The sequence below is a fragment of the Pseudomonas trutticola BRTCR10 genome (assembly GCF_056155105.1).
On record NZ_CM149552.1, the window covers coordinates 1,771,466 to 1,786,293 of the forward strand.

Genomic DNA, 14,828 nt, shown 5'->3' on the forward strand with positions numbered 1-14,828 from the left:
CGGTTTTTCAGGTCGATGTATGACGCAAGACACTGCGGTCGGCTCCCTCTCCCTCCGGGAGAGGGTTGGGGTGAGGGCGGCTCTTAGGGTTGCACCACCGCGCCCGGCACCAGCGGCAATTCCAGGCTGGCAATAAACCCGCCCTGCGGATGATTGGCCAGCGTCAGACTGCCGCCATGCCGTTCCGCCGCCCTTCGCGCAATCGCCAATCCCAAACCATGCCCGGCGGCAGTCTGCCCCGGCGCCCGATAAAACGGTTCACCCAACTGCTTCAGATGCTCTTCCTGCACCCCGGGCCCATGGTCGCGCACGCTCACGATAATTTTTTCGCCTTGACGCGATGCCTGCATTTCAATGGCCTGGTCCTCAGGGTTGAAACGCTGAGCATTGCGCAGCAGGTTGTCGATGGCCCGCTCAATCATCGTCGGCCAGCCTTTGAGGTTCAGTTGCGGCTCGGCTTCCAGGCGTACCGTCTGCTCCGGCGAGCCAAGCTGCGCGTCTTTTTGCAGGGTACCCAGCAGCGCATTCAGATCCACTTCTTCAGCACTGGCATTGTCGGCATCGACCCGCGCCAGCACCAGAATTTCACTGATCAACGCTTCCAGCCGATCACACTCGCGGGTCAGGCGTGGCCAGAGTTTTTCCCGTTCTTCAGGGTTGGCGCGTTCGGCCAGCGCCAAGGCGATACGCAGCCGCGCCAGCGGCGAACGCAGTTCGTGTGAGACATCGCGCAATAGTTGGCGCTGACTGCCGATCAGGCTTTGCAGGCGCGCGCCCATACGGTTGAAATCGGTGGCCAGTACGCCGAACTCATCGCGACGGTTGGCCAGTTTCGCCAGGCTGTTTTGCTGATAAGTCGTCTGCCCCAGATCATGCACCGCGCCGCGCAAACGGCTGAGTGGGCGGGTGATGGAAAAGGTCACCAGCAGACTGAACAGGGTCAGCACCACCAACGCGATCCCCAACGCGCTCAACGGCCAAAGCAGGCTTTCGCGATGCCAGGCGTCGAGTTCCGGGTGCGGGATGCGGTAAATGAACAGGTAAGTGTCGCCGGTTTTGTCACTGGTGAACTCGTCGGTGAGGCGGCGCCATGGCAGGCGGCGGTCATCGTTGTTCTGGCGTGCTTCGAAGGCGGCGGCGCGGCGGGGGAAGGTGCCGCGTACCACCGGGTCGCCGCTTTCGTTGAGCACCTGAACGTCGATGTGATACTGGCGTTTGCGTTGTTCGAGGATGTCTTGGGCGGCTTCTTCGCCTTGCGCTTCGTAGGTCTGCGTCCACTCGGCGGCCAACGTGTTGAGGCCCGGATGGCGGCTGAGGATCCACGCGTCCTGATTGAGCATGTGCCCGAGCAGAATCGAAAGCCCTGCCACCAGAGCAATGGCCAGCCAGAAGCTTGCGAGAATACGCCAGAACAATGAACGCACAGAAAATCCTCAATCAAACACAGTCCATGTTGGAAGCCCTGTGGTGAGGGGATTTATCCCCGATGGGACGCGTAGCGGTCCCAAAACCTGCGAATGCGGATTGCCAGATACATTGCATCCGCTGATTTTGCGACTGCTTCGCAGCCGATCGGGGATAAATCCCCTCGCCACCAGGCCTCAACATTAGATCGAAAACAAAAGACCCAACGGATTTAACCGTCGGGCCTAGGTTAGAACATTATTGCGCCTTTTGCGGCTGCTGCGCTTTCCACGCCTTGAACTCGGCCCATTCGGCGCGGCGCTCGGCTTGTTTCTTCTGGATCTCGTCGAATTTCTTCTGTTGATCCGGTTTCAATACCGCACGCACATCGGCTTCGGCTTTCTTATGGTTAACGGCCATCTCGTCTTTCAGGGCTTTCTGATCGGCTGGCGAAAGTTTTTCCAGGTACTTGTCGACCACTTGCTTACGCTCGTGCATCTGCTCGCCCATGATCTTGCGGATCTGTTCACGCTGTTCGCGGGACAGGTCGAGTTGGCTGTACGGGCCTTTGCCGTGCATGCCGTGCATCTGACCGCCGTGGCGTGGGCCGTCGAGCGGGCCACCCATCGGGCCGCCATCCTGTGGCATGGCCATGGCGACGGTTGGCAGAGCGGCAGCGAACATCAAAGCGATAAGAGTCTTGCGCATGGTGTATCTCCTTGTCTCGTTCCCGGTACGTTCCGGATGTGTGCAGATTACGGAGATCAAGGTCAGCGGCGGTCAGCGCTGCGTAAAGCTTGGGTAAAGACGCTTTGCCATCAGCCTGACAAACCGCTGTGGCAAGGGAGCAAGCTCCCTCGCCACAGATGGGTATTTACAGGCTGTAGTAATAGCCGCGGCTGCGCAGGGCGACGATGCGCGGGCGACCGTCCGGGTGGGGGCCGATCTTTTTACGCAGGTTGCTGACGTGCATGTCGAGGCTGCGATCGTACAGGGTCAGTTTGCGGCCGAGGGCGAGTTGCGCCAGTTCCTGTTTGTCCAGCGGCTCGCCGGGCTGCTTGAGCAAGGCTTCGAGCAGACGGCTTTCGGAAACGGTCAGCGTCAGTTCTTTCTCATCGATGCTGACCACACCGCGCACCGGGCTGAAACTCAGGTCGCCCAACTCAAGTTGCGTCGACACCGCGGCCGGGTGACTGCGGCGCAACACGGCGCGCAATCGAGCGGTCAGTTCACGGGGATCGCAGGGTTTGGCCAGGTAATCGTCGGCGCCCAGTTCCAGGCCGAGGATACGATCCAGCGGTTCGCCGCGTGCCGACAGCATCAGCACCGGCAGATCGGCGTGATCGTTGCGCAGTTGCTTGAGCAGTTCCAGACCGCTGCCGTCGGGCAGCATCACGTCCAGCACCACCGCCGCCGGGGCGGTTTCCGCCAGTGCCTTGCGGGCGCTCTGACCATCGTGGCAAGCACGCACCTGAAAGCCTTCCTGGCTCAGCCAACTGCTCAGGAGTTCACACAACTCCTGGTCATCATCAATCAGTAACAGCTCGCTCATGACTCACTCAATTTAACCATTGCCGACGTTTTCGGCTTGCACCACTGGCAAAGATACCGCAGAGCAGCGCCAATAGCGCTACCCCGGCCCCGGTAACGAACCACTGCTGCTGATCGGTCAACAGGCGCGGCAGCGGGCTGGCCTGGGCTTCCTTGAGTTGCAGCTTGAGGCGCTGGTTCTCTTGGCGTAGCCGGGCGAGCTGAGCGCTTTCGCGTGTGTTGTCGGCATTTTGCAGTTGTTTGTTCAATTCTTCTCGCTGCTGCTCGCTGGCCTTGAGGCGCTGCTGCAACTCGGTGATCTGACTGCCGGCACTCAATGACAGCGGCGTGGAGTTACCGCCTTCGGTAGTTTCCTCACCATGGGCGGGCGCCATGATCGACAACGTGACCAACATCAGACACAACGGACCCTTGCGCATCGCGACACCTGCTTCCAAATGGATATTGGGCAGGTTGTCGGCAGGCAAACGAGAATAATGAGCGATTGAGAACGCGATGAACCGAGAAGGTTCATCGCGTGGGGAAAGCGTTACGGCAGGACTTGCTTGAACGGCTTGACGAGCACATTGGCGTAGACGCCAGCGGCGATGTACGGATCGGCGTCAGCCCATGCTTGCGCGGCGCTCAGGGAGTCGAATTCGGCGACGATCAGGCTGCCGGTGAAGCCCGCTGCGCCCGGATCATTGCTGTCGACGGCCGGATGCGGGCCGGCCAGGACGATGCGGCCTTCGCCCTTGAGCACTTGCAGACGTTCCAGATGCGCAGGGCGCGCAGCCAGGCGCGCTTCCAGCGAGTTGGCGACGTCGGTGGCAATGATTGCGTAGAGCATGTCAGTCCTCGGTTTTTGGTGTTGTGGTATCGGTGTCGTGCAGGTGACGGGACAGGTAAATGCCCTGTGCGACCAGGAACAGCACGGTCATGCCCAGGCTGCCGAACACCTTGAAATCGACCCAGTAACTCTGGAAGGTGAAGGCGACGAACAGGTTGGCGGCCCCGCAGAACAGGAAAAAGACGATCCAGGCAATGTTCAGGCGTGTCCAGACCGGATCCGGCAGGGTCAGCGCGTGGCCCATGATTCGTTTGATCAGCAGGCGGTCACCGATGAAGTGACTGCCGATGAAGGCAAGAGCGAACAGCCAGTTGACCACCGGGGCTTTCCATTTCAGGAAGGTCTCGCTGTGGAACGCGAGGGTCAGGCTGCCGAACACGAGGCAGGCGATCAGGGTCAGCCATTGGCTCTTTTCCAGCTTGCGCTGTTTGATGAACAGTGCGCCGTACACCACCAGAGAGCTGATGATCAGCATTGCGGTGGCGCTGTAAATACCGCCTACAGTCAACTCATGGCCGGCGACGTCGACGGTGCGGGGATCGAGTTTGTAGACGATGAAGAACAGCAGAAGCGGGATGAAATCGATGAATTGTTTCACAGTGAGAGCCAGATGCCGGATGTGGCGGCATAATAACAAACATATGGGCGCGCGATAGCGCCAGCTGATTTGAGGTTACAACTCCCCGTGAATGTTGATTTGCACTGCCATAGCACGGCCTCCGATGGCGCCCTGGCGCCTGCGGTTCTGGTTGCGCGAGCGTTCGAGAACGGCGTGCGAGTCCTGGCGTTGACCGACCACGACACCCTTGAAGGCCTCGCCGAAGCGCGCACGGCCGCCAACGAATTGGGCATGCAACTGGTCAATGGCGTGGAATTGTCCTGCACTTGGGGCGGCGCAACCATTCATGTGTTGGGCTACGGTTTCGACGTGAACGCCGCGCCGTTGGTCGAAGCGATTGCCAAATTGCACGATGGCCGCTGGCTGCGGTCGGAAGAGATAAGCCGCAAGCTCGCCCTCAAGGGCATGCCCGGCGCCCTCGACGGCGCCCGGAAGATCCAGCAGGAGCTGGGCGACAGCGGCAACGCGCCGGCCCGGCCGCATTTCGCCGACTGGATGGTGCGTGAAGGTTTTGTAAAGGATCGCGCCGAGGCGTTCCGCAAGTGGCTCGGCGCCGGCAAGCTGGGCGACGTCAAATTGCACTGGCCGACCCTGGAAGACACCGTTGGCACACTGCGCGCTGCTGGTGCCTGGGTCAGTCTGGCGCATCCGTGGCACTACGATTTCACCCGCAGCAAGCGCCGAAAGCTGATTGCCGACTATATTCAAGCAGGCGGGCATGCGATCGAGGTGGTCAATGGCCATCAGCCTGCGGAACAGGTCGGCAGCCTGGCAATCCTTGCCCGTGAGTTCGGTCTGCTGGTCAGCGCCGGCAGTGATTTCCATGGCCCTGGCGGCTGGTCCGAGATCGGCCAGTACCGGCCGGTTCCCGATGACCTTCCACCCCTGTGGGGTCGGTTCAAACATGACACAGTTATTGCCGCCGTCTGAACAGGTAGAGAATGTGAGTCAATTTTTCCAGATTCATCCGGAAAACCCGCAAGCGCGCCTGATCAAACAGGCGGTCGAGATCATCCGCAGGGGCGGGGTGGTGATTTATCCCACAGACTCTTCCTACGCCATCGGTTGCCAAATCGGCGACAAAACCGCGATCGAGCGCGTGCGACGCCTGCGTCAGCTCGATGAGAAGCACAACTTCGCCTTGATCTGCAGTGACCTTTCGCAACTGGGCAACTACGCCAAGATCGACACCGGCACCTTCCGCATTCTCAAAGCGCATTTGCCGGGGCCGTACACCTTTATTCTCAACGCCACCCGCGAAGTGCCTCGGCTGCTCCTGCATCCGAAGAAGCGCACCATCGGGCTACGCGTACCCAGCCAGCCGATCGCCCTGGCGCTGCTGGCCGAGTTGGGGGAGCCGCTGATGAGCGTAACGCTGATCATGCCCGGCGACGAAGATCCCTTGAGTGATCCGTACGAAATGCGCCAGTTGCTCGAACATCAGGTGGACCTGATCATCGACGGCGGTTTTGGCGGCATCAAGGCCTCCACCGTGATCGACCTGACCGGCGATGACCCGGAAGTGGTCCGTGTCGGTTGTGGCGATCCGACGCCGTTCATGGTCGAGGCCTGAATGTCCGCAGTGGAAACCGTTGTCGATCCCCAGGCCGGCGCTCAGCAGGAGCTGCCGTTTGCCATGGTCTATGGCCAGGCGGTCATGGAAATGCCGCTCGACCTGTACATCCCGCCGGATGCACTGGAAGTCTTCCTTGAAGCCTTCGAAGGCCCGCTCGACCTGCTGCTGTACCTGATCCGCAAACAGAACATCAACATCCTCGACATCCCGGTGGCGGAAATCACCCGTCAGTACATGGGGTATGTCGAGTTGATGCAGTCGGTGCGCCTGGAGCTGGCGGCCGAGTATCTGGTGATGGCCGCGATGCTCGCCGAGATCAAGTCGCGCATGCTCCTGCCACGGGCCGAAACCGTCGAAGACGAAGAAGACGACCCGCGCGCCGAATTGATCCGCCGCTTGCAGGAATACGAACGCTTCAAGGCTGCCGCCGAAGGCATCGATGGCCTGAGCCGGGTCGGCCGCGACGTCGTGGTGCCCAAGCTTGACGCCCCGGAAGCCCGCGCACGCAAGCTGTTGCCCGACGTCGCGCTGGAAGAGATTCTGATGTGCATGGCCGAAGTGCTGCGCCGAGGCGACATGTTTGAAAGCCACCAGGTCAGCCGCGAGGCGCTGTCCACCCGCGAACGCATGAGCGATGTGCTGGAACGGCTCAAGGGCGGCGGTTTCGTGCCGTTCGTCGAGCTGTTCACCGCCGAAGAAGGCCGCCTCGGTGTGGTGGTGACCTTTATGGCAATCCTTGAACTGGTCAAGGAATCCTTGGTCGAGCTGGTGCAGAATGAGCCGTTCGCCGCGATCCACGTGCGAGCCCGAGCCGAATAACGAGTCGAAACATGAACCTGACTGAACCCCGCGAGCTGGCACCCCTGCTTGAAGCCTTTCTGTTGGCCTCGGGAAAGCCGCAATCCCTTGAGCGCCTCTACGAACTGTTCGAAGAGGGCGAGCGGCCCGAACCGCCAGTCTTCAAGAAAGCCTTGGCGTTACTGGCCAAGTCCTGCGACGGCCGTGCGTTCGAGCTCAAAGAGGTGTCGTCCGGCTATCGCTTGCAGATCCGCGAGAAGTTTTCGCCGTGGGTTGGCCGACTCTGGGAAGAGCGCCCGCAGCGCTATTCTCGTGCCTTGCTGGAAACCATCGCGCTGATCGCCTATCGCCAGCCGATCACCCGTGGCGAGATCGAAGACGTGCGCGGTGTGGCGGTCAACAGCAACATCGTCAAAACCCTCATTGAACGCGAGTGGATCCGCATCGTCGGTTACCGCGACGTGCCCGGCAAACCGGCGATGTTTGCGACGACCAAGGCGTTTCTCGATCACTTCAATCTGAAGAATCTTGAAGATCTGCCACCGCTGGCCGAACTGCGCGAGATGGAAACCGATCCTGTGCTCGATTTCGATGACGCGCCGGTGCCGCAAGGCTTGCAGGAGCTGGCCGATGCCAGCGCCGAGCCGGAAGAGGAGAAGGAAGAAACCAGTTTCCATACCTTGCTGCTGGAACTGGACAGCATGGAGGAGGGGATCAAGACCGACTTCGACGATTTGCTGCGTGATGCCGCTGATGTTGCTGATGTTGAAGCATCGACGAGCGAACCCGAAGCTGAAATCACCGAGCCGGTTATCGAGGTTGAACTCGGGGCTGAGCCTGAAGCCGAACCTGAAGAGGACGTGCTTGGCGTCGCCGAAGCCCGGGAAAAACTTCTTGCTGCCGTCGCTGCCCTGGAGCAATCCGCACCAGAACCCGAGCTGAGCGAAGAAGAAGCCGAAGCCCGCGCCCTGGCTGAAGCGATCGAAGCCGAACGTCGCGAGTTCGAAGACTGACAGTCAAATTCTCTGAACACTGAAGAACCCTGTGGGAGCGGGCTTGCCCGCGATTGCGGTGGATCAGACAAAAATAGGCTGGCTGGCACTCCGTCATCGCGGGCAAGCCCGCTCCCACAGGGTTCAATGTGTTCTGGAGAAGGGTATGAGCTCAACCAAAGACCCCTGCATCAGCCTCTGCAAATTCACCGACGACATCTGCCTCGGCTGCGGCCGCAGCAAGCGCGAAATCAAGGCCTGGAAGAAACTCGACAAGGATGACAAGCGTACGGTGCTGGCCGAAGCCGCCCTGCGCCTGATCAAACTCGGCGGCGCCGGTCGGCGGAAAAAGAAATAACCTTGGCTTGATCAACTAGTCTCTGATGCGCGATGGCCCACATCCGCGTATGATTCGCGACCCTTCGCCGATCCCTTCGGCCAAGAACCCAGATTCCAATGCTTCAGGCGCTCACTTCGAGGCGACTGAACAGATCACACCGGGAGGTGCCCAGATGAGTGACATCAATCAGAAAGACGACCAGGAAATCGGCCCAGCAGGCGAAAAGCTGCAGAAAGTCCTCGCCCGTATCGGCGTCGGCTCGCGCCGTGACGTGGAATCCTGGATCAGCCAGGGCCGGATCAAGGTCAATGGCAAAGACGCCACCCTCGGTCTGCGCGTCGACATGCACGACGCCATCACCATTGATGGCAAGGTGATCAAGCGCGAAGAAGCGGCCGAATCGGTCCGCCGCGTGATCATGTACAACAAACCCGATGGCGAGATCTGCACCCGTGACGACCCGGAAGGCCGTCCGACCGTGTTCGACAAGCTGCCGCGTCCGAAAGAAGGGCGCTGGATCAACATCGGTCGTCTCGACATCAACACCACCGGTTTGCTGATGTTCACCACTGACGGTGAACTGGCCAACCGCCTGATGCACCCATCCTACGAGATGGACCGTGAGTACGCCGTGCGTGTACGCGGTGAAGTCGACGACGAAATGATCGAACGCCTGAAGGCCGGCGTTGTGCTGGAAGATGGCCCGGCCAAGTTCACCGACATCAAGCAGGCGCCAGGTGGCGAAGGCTTCAACCACTGGTATCACTGCGTGGTGATGGAAGGCCGTAACCGTGAGGTTCGTCGTCTGTGGGAATCGCAAGGTCTGGTGGTCAGCCGTCTGAAGCGCGTGCGTTTCGGTCCGGTGTTCCTCAACTCCGACCTGCCGATGGGCCGCTGGCGCGAAATGAGCCAGTACGAAGTCGACATCCTCAGCGCTGAGGTGGGCCTGACGCCGGTTGCCATGCCGCAACTGAACGCCAAGAGCAAAGACAAGCTGGAGCGTATGCAGCGCAAATCGTCGCGGCCGATGGCCAAGACCGAGCGCGTGCGCACCCTGCGTCCAGCCGCTGGCGCGCCGACCGGCCCACGTCCGGCCCGCGAGCCGCAGATCGAAGGCGAGCGTCCAGGTCGCAAGCCAGTCGCCCGTGACGGCGAGCGCGCTCCGCGTCCGGCCAACGGTCGCACTGAGCGTGGCGAGCGTGGCGAGCGTGGTGCGCCTGCCGGTCGCGGTACGCCAGTGGCAGATCGCCCGGCGGACACCACCAACAAGCGTCCTGCGAAACCCGCGCCGAAGCGTCCGGGGATCAAACTGGTCGACGGTGACAAGCCATCGGGCAAGCGTCGCGGTGCACCGGCCGGTTCCGGTCAGCGTCCGGGTTTCGGTCGCAAGAAGCCTGAGTAATCGGCTTTAGCACCGAATGAAAAAACGCCAACCGCAGGGTTGGCGTTTTTTTTCGTCTGGCGAAAGTCGGGTGGTGCTTTTGAGGGCCTCATCGCTGGCAAGCCAGCTCCCACAGGTTTCTATTGCGTTACATAAATCCTGTGAACACCGCAGCTCCCTGTGGGAGCTGGCTTGCCAGCGATGAGGCCCGAAGCAGCACCATCGTTTCCAGTCTTAGAACACAAACCGCCCATCAAACACTGGTTTGTCATCCAGCGCCAACACGCCACTGGAGAAGATTAGGTCAAGATGATGGCTACCCTTGGCGCCACCCCCAAGGCCAAGGTGCAATCCGCAATGCCGCTCCTCAAACCCGGCATTACGCGCATACAGATCCTTCACCCCTTCGTTGGTGCCAATCCCCAACTCCTCAATCCGCCGGTTCGACGGATTGGCGTCCAGATATTTGTTGAAATCATGCTCCAGCCCCGGCACATCGGTGGCGATGCGGCTGATGGTCGAGTTCTCGATCCACAGCTCCAACGGCGACTCCAGCACGCCATATTTGCGCGCAAACGGAATAGTGCTGAGGAAGGTGCCCTTGAACTTCACATGGCCGTTGATGGCTTCACTGTGAGTCGCGATTTCACCGGGCGCCAGGTCGAAGTTACCGACGCCATTGATGTCGGTCCACTTCTTGATGCTGCTCAAGGGGGTTTCAAACCGTGAGCCGTGCTCATCGGTAAAGCTCAGCGTGGTCGCCTGGGACATGCGCTGGATCAAGTGGCTGTTCAGCCCGGCAATCCGCTGTGGAGTGATGCTGAAGGTGTCATAGAAATAGTCGCCGTAATCCTTGAACAGCAGCGACTTCTTCCAGTTTTCCGCCATCACCGTTTGCAGCGCGCGGATAAATTCCGGACCGTCGGGGCGCGGGTTGGGCAGGGTGGAAGAGTCGTAGAAGAAAATGTACAGATCGCTTTCGGTAATCGCCGAGGTCAGCGCTGCGGTGCTTTCCAGCTCCAGGCGTCGGGCGCAGAAACTGAAACGCGGATGTTCGCCAGCCTGTTCGGCGATGGCGCCAGTCAGGGCTTCGTAATCCGCCGTGTGGCCGAGCAATATCTTCGCCGAGTCGAGCCCGGCGAGGGCAGGGTGATGTTCGAGGTAGTAAAGGAAATGCGAGATCGCGCGGGGCTTATCCATGAGTCCTCCCTGACTGACCGAGAAAAAAGTGGCAGGCACGACCGGCCGGATCATGCCTGCCCGGGATGTCTTACAGAGGCCACATCGCCGTGCCGAACGGAACGACCGCATCGGCTTGCATCATTTCCACAGCCGCCTCATGGGTCGGTGCTTCAAACCATTCGTCCAGTTGCAGTTCGGTATCCAAGTCTTTTTCCAGTGCTTGCATGGTCGATCTCCTAGATGACTTTCACGGTTGTGACTGGCCGGTCGAAGTGGCCGGCAAGACGTGAAGAACCTAGTTCAGGGATTTTTGTAATGCAAAAAATAATTTATTTAATTTTTAAATGGACTTTTTATTCTGTTTTTTAAGCGGCGTTTTCTTATTTAAAAACAAAAAACTAAGTGGTGGTTTTCATTAGCAAGCTAGCTACCGTCAATTTGCAGACGTCTGACGGAAATTTCTGAAATGGAAACTTCGCGTTACGCCCTGTAAACAAATGTTTACGAAAAACCCGGTAAAACCCAATGGAACACCGCGCACCGAGCCAGTGTAAGGAAAAGCTGCCGAAGCGCCGCTGGCCGGGCATGGCGCAAGGCTCTGGCGCGCTTGTTTCAGAGGCGTTTGAAGGGTGAGATGCGCCCCATGCCTGTCGTGCAGGTGCATAACAAGAAGGAGGCGCAATGAACGCCGTGACTGATCTCCACCTCTCTCCGTGGGACGGTTTTTCCATCGTCCCCGTCGATGGCCTGCAAAGGCCTGACTCAAATTTTGCAGCCGCTCGAGCGTCTCGAGGCGGACACACGCAATCCCGGCAACCGATACGCTGATCCAGCGGAGTCTGGCAGCAGGGGGTTAGCGGTGTACAATGCGCCGCGTTTTAACTGTGACCCTCTGCGTAATCGCGCAAACCTCAAGGCTATCCGCCTTGTTCACTCCGCCGCGTCACAAGCGTGTCGGGTTCGATTTCGTCACAGATAAAAACAAACAGGTGACGCATGACCGTTGTAAAAAAGCTGAACTCCTGGTGCCTGCGCTGGGGTTTGATCGGGGCTGCTTGAAATCGCAACCTTGCAGCAACGTCTACTGAACATCATCAAACCTTGCGTGAGACCTTTTTCATGAGTGGACAACCCTCGCAATCAGGCGAGCTGAAACGCGGCCTGAAAAATCGCCACATTCAACTGATCGCCCTCGGTGGCGCGATCGGTACCGGATTGTTCCTCGGCTCGGCCGGGGTCCTGAAATCCGCCGGCCCGTCGATGATTCTCGGCTATGCCATCTGCGGCTTCATTGCCTTCATGATCATGCGCCAGCTCGGCGAGATGATCGTCGAAGAGCCTGTGGCCGGTTCCTTCAGCCATTTCGCACACAAGTACTGGGGCGGCTTCGCCGGTTTCCTCTCGGGCTGGAACTGCTGGATCCTGTACATCCTGGTGGGCATGTCGGAGCTGACAGCGGTCGGCAAGTACATCCACTACTGGGCACCGCACATTCCGAGTTGGGTCACGGCGGCCGGCTTCTTCGTGCTGATCAATGTGATCAACCTGGCCAACGTCAAAGTCTTCGGTGAAGCCGAATTCTGGTTCGCGATCATCAAGGTCGTGGCCATCGTCGGCATGATTGCCCTCGGCAGCTACCTGTTGGTCAGTGGTCACGGCGGCCCGCAAGCCTCGGTCAGCAACCTGTGGTCCCACGGCGGTTTCTTCCCCAACGGCGTCAGCGGTCTGGTGATGGCCATGGCGATCATCATGTTCTCCTTTGGCGGTCTGGAAATGCTCGGTTTCACCGCCGCCGAAGCCGACAAGCCGAAGACCGTGATCCCGAAAGCGATCAACCAGGTGATCTACCGGATCCTGATTTTCTACATCGGCGCCCTGGTGATCCTGTTGTCGCTGACCCCATGGGACAGCCTGCTGGAAACCCTCAATGCCTCCGGCGATTCCTACAGCGGCAGCCCGTTCGTGCAAGTGTTCTCGATGCTGGGCAGTGACACCGCTGCGCACATCCTCAACTTTGTCGTGCTGACGGCGGCGCTGTCGGTCTATAACAGTGGTACCTACTGCAACAGCCGTATGCTGCTGGGCATGGCCGAGCAGGGCGATGCGCCAAAAGGCCTGGCGAAGATCGACAAACGTGGCGTGCCGGTGCGTTCGATTCTGGCTTCGGCGGCAGTGACGCTGATCGCTGTGCTGCTCAACTACCTGATCCCCCAGCATGCTCTGGAGCTGCTGATGTCGCTGGTCGTTGCGACCCTGGTGATCAACTGGGCGATGATCAGCTTCTCGCACTTCAAGTTCCGCCAACACATGAACAAGACCAACCAGACGCCGCTGTTCAAGGCACTGTGGTATCCGTACGGCAACTACGTCTGCCTGGCATTTGTGTTGTTCATCCTCGGCGTCATGCTGCTGATCCCGGGCATTCAGATCTCGGTGTACGCGATTCCGCTGTGGGTCGTGTTCATGTGGGTCTGCTACGTGATCAAGAACAAGCGTGGTGCGCAGCAGGCTCTGCACGCGTCGAGTTCTGTCGCGAAGTAAGCAAAGTGCAAAAACAACAAACCCGGCCAAGTGCCGGGTTTTTTGTGTTCGCCGTTATACGTAATCGGCGATGGGATAGATCGCGCACAACGCCTCGGCCTGTAACCGGAATTGCTCCTGTGAGGCCGGGTCCAGCGAGTATTCCCGCTCGCCTTGCGGCGTTAGCTTGTCGAGAATCTGGCACAGCAGACTGACAACTTCGCGGCATCCCTGCGGGTCGATGTGACGCTGCGCTATGGAGCCGGTGCCGATACGCAATCCGCTGGCGATAAGTGCCGGTCGAGTTTCGCCGGGGACGCGATGTTTGTTGACGATGATCCCGCAATGCTCCAGCGCCTTCTCGGCAATGGCGCCGGTGATGCCGCCACGCAAGCGGATCAGCACCGTGTGGTTTTCACTGCCGCCGCCCACAACCTCGTAATCATGGGCTTGAAACGCGCTGGCAAGCTCATCGGCAGTGCTGCGAATTCGCCCCATGTAAGCGTCGAACTGCGAAGACATCGCATAGCCCAGCGCCGCAGCCTTGGCGGCAATCATGTTGACGGCTGGCGCCCCCTGCATTTGCGGAAACACGGCTTGATCGAGGGCACGGCGGAAGGTTGTCCGCAAGCCGGGAACCTTGGTATTGGCGTCCCGGCCCGACAGGATCAGGCCGCCACGAGGGCCCATGAGTTGTTTATGTGTGCACGTCGTGGTGACGTGAGCCGCGTCGATCGGACTCGGATGTCGGCCTGTAGCGACCAGTCCGGCGATATGAGAAATGTCGGCGAGCAGGATCGCCCCGGCTTCATCGGCAATCTGGCGAAACCGCTCAAAGTCCACGGCCCGCGAATAGGCTGTGGCGCCGCACATGATGATGCGCGGGCGATGCGCAAGCGCCAGGCTGCGCACATTGTCGTAATCGATGACGCCGTCTGATGTCGTTCCGTACTGAATCGCCTTGTAGTAGGCGCCCGAGAAGGCTTTGGAGCTGCCATGGGTGAGGTCTCCGCCGTGTTCAACAGCCATGCCCAGCAGGGTGTCGCCCGGCTCAAGCAACGCAGTGAGCACCTGATAAGTGGCGTTCGAAGCCGAGTGTGACTGCACGTTGGCATATTGGGCACCGAACAACTCCCGCGCCCTTCGAATGGCAAGCGATTCGACCAGGTCAACGTTCTCGCAGCCGGCGTTATAGCGCCTGCCTGGCATCCCCTCGGCGGTCACGTTGACCAGTGCCGACGCAGAGGCGGCAAGCGTGCGGGGCATGACTGCGCAGGAGGAGGAGACCAATGACAGCACTCGGTGTTGTCGTGCGACCTCAGCGTCGAGAATCCCCGCCAACTCGGCATCTTCCGTACGAAGATCCGCCAGACCATTTCGCAGTAAGTCGGCCTGGTTCATCAGCGGTTCAGTTTTGACTGCCATGCTTCGTATTCCTTCCATGTTTGCTGCGTACTGCGAACAACAGCACGCCTTCCTTGGTTTCACGACTTTGCGTACATCCACTTGCCGATCGGTACAGGCGCATTCCGTGTTTTGCGGGCAATGCGCGCAAAACTAACGTCTGTACGAGCAACCACTGCTCTTGCGTTTCGCTCGCTGATCGGAGGAGGTGAGCTCGACGCATCATAGGTTT

The 14,828-nt window shown here is 59.7% G+C and carries 16 protein-coding genes; 7 read left to right on the forward strand and 9 right to left on the reverse strand.

Annotation, left to right across the window (positions count from 1 at the left end):
• Window positions 1-83 precede the first annotated feature (83 nt).
• The 6 genes from ACVVH8_RS07870 to ACVVH8_RS07895 form a co-directional block, all read right to left on the reverse strand.
• Window positions 84-1,424, reverse strand: a complete 1,341-nt coding sequence (locus ACVVH8_RS07870) for a sensor histidine kinase (protein ID WP_103305310.1) — start codon at window positions 1,422-1,424, stop codon at window positions 84-86.
• Window positions 1,425-1,662: 238 nt separating this feature from the next.
• On the reverse strand, window positions 1,663-2,112 hold the full coding sequence (locus ACVVH8_RS07875) for a Spy/CpxP family protein refolding chaperone (RefSeq protein WP_475229372.1): 450 nt from the start codon (window positions 2,110-2,112) through the stop codon (window positions 1,663-1,665).
• Window positions 2,113-2,278: 166 nt separating this feature from the next.
• Window positions 2,279-2,956: a response regulator transcription factor gene (locus ACVVH8_RS07880; protein WP_016771129.1), complete on the reverse strand. Its 678-nt coding sequence runs from the start codon at window positions 2,954-2,956 to the stop codon at window positions 2,279-2,281.
• A gap of 7 nt (window positions 2,957-2,963) precedes the next feature.
• A complete protein-coding gene (locus ACVVH8_RS07885) occupies window positions 2,964-3,374 on the reverse strand; it encodes an SH3 domain-containing protein (protein ID WP_103305312.1) in 411 nt (136 codons plus the stop codon).
• A gap of 110 nt (window positions 3,375-3,484) precedes the next feature.
• Window positions 3,485-3,784: a YciI family protein gene (locus tag ACVVH8_RS07890; protein ID WP_007984134.1), complete on the reverse strand. Its 300-nt coding sequence runs from the start codon at window positions 3,782-3,784 to the stop codon at window positions 3,485-3,487.
• Between the two features lies 1 nt (window position 3,785).
• Window positions 3,786-4,382: a septation protein A gene (locus tag ACVVH8_RS07895; protein WP_103305314.1), complete on the reverse strand. Its 597-nt coding sequence runs from the start codon at window positions 4,380-4,382 to the stop codon at window positions 3,786-3,788.
• Between the two features lie 87 nt (window positions 4,383-4,469).
• Between ACVVH8_RS07895 and ACVVH8_RS07900 the strand changes: the two genes are divergently transcribed.
• From ACVVH8_RS07900 to rluB, 6 genes are all read left to right on the forward strand, one after another.
• Window positions 4,470-5,333, forward strand: coding sequence for a PHP domain-containing protein (locus ACVVH8_RS07900; protein ID WP_475229375.1), 864 nt, complete (start codon window positions 4,470-4,472; stop codon window positions 5,331-5,333).
• Between the two features lie 13 nt (window positions 5,334-5,346).
• The gene (locus ACVVH8_RS07905) at window positions 5,347-5,976 is read left to right on the forward strand and encodes an L-threonylcarbamoyladenylate synthase (RefSeq protein ID WP_103305316.1); all 630 of its coding nucleotides are present in this window, start codon (window positions 5,347-5,349) and stop codon (window positions 5,974-5,976) included.
• A gap of 123 nt (window positions 5,977-6,099) precedes the next feature.
• The gene (locus ACVVH8_RS07910; protein WP_177431432.1) at window positions 6,100-6,798 is read left to right on the forward strand and encodes a segregation and condensation protein A; all 699 of its coding nucleotides are present in this window, start codon (window positions 6,100-6,102) and stop codon (window positions 6,796-6,798) included.
• A gap of 11 nt (window positions 6,799-6,809) precedes the next feature.
• Window positions 6,810-7,790 carry an SMC-Scp complex subunit ScpB gene (scpB, locus tag ACVVH8_RS07915; RefSeq protein WP_475229377.1) on the forward strand — a complete coding sequence of 327 codons (981 nt, stop codon included), beginning with the start codon at window positions 6,810-6,812 and terminating at the stop codon, window positions 7,788-7,790.
• Between the two features lie 145 nt (window positions 7,791-7,935).
• Complete coding sequence (locus tag ACVVH8_RS07920) at window positions 7,936-8,127, forward strand: DUF1289 domain-containing protein (RefSeq protein ID WP_007919669.1); 192 nt, start codon at window positions 7,936-7,938, stop codon at window positions 8,125-8,127.
• A 154-nt stretch (window positions 8,128-8,281) separates the two neighbouring features.
• Complete coding sequence (gene rluB, locus ACVVH8_RS07925; RefSeq protein WP_475229379.1) at window positions 8,282-9,511, forward strand: 23S rRNA pseudouridine(2605) synthase RluB; 1,230 nt, start codon at window positions 8,282-8,284, stop codon at window positions 9,509-9,511.
• A 213-nt stretch (window positions 9,512-9,724) separates the two neighbouring features.
• On the opposite strand, the gene ACVVH8_RS07930 is transcribed toward rluB, so the two are convergent.
• Window positions 9,725-10,690, reverse strand: a complete 966-nt coding sequence (locus tag ACVVH8_RS07930; RefSeq protein WP_475229382.1) for a M29 family metallopeptidase — start codon at window positions 10,688-10,690, stop codon at window positions 9,725-9,727.
• Between the two features lie 70 nt (window positions 10,691-10,760).
• On the reverse strand, window positions 10,761-10,898 hold the full coding sequence (locus ACVVH8_RS07935; RefSeq protein WP_003222780.1) for a hypothetical protein: 138 nt from the start codon (window positions 10,896-10,898) through the stop codon (window positions 10,761-10,763).
• An 893-nt stretch (window positions 10,899-11,791) separates the two neighbouring features.
• On the opposite strand from ACVVH8_RS07935, the gene ACVVH8_RS07940 reads away from it, so the two are divergent.
• Window positions 11,792-13,213, forward strand: a complete 1,422-nt coding sequence (locus ACVVH8_RS07940; protein ID WP_103305320.1) for an amino acid permease — start codon at window positions 11,792-11,794, stop codon at window positions 13,211-13,213.
• A 54-nt stretch (window positions 13,214-13,267) separates the two neighbouring features.
• Here ACVVH8_RS07940 and ACVVH8_RS07945 read toward each other — a convergent pair whose 3' ends face one another.
• A complete protein-coding gene (locus tag ACVVH8_RS07945) occupies window positions 13,268-14,617 on the reverse strand; it encodes a serine hydroxymethyltransferase (RefSeq protein ID WP_475229384.1) in 1,350 nt (449 codons plus the stop codon).
• Between the last annotated feature and the right edge of the window lie 211 nt (window positions 14,618-14,828).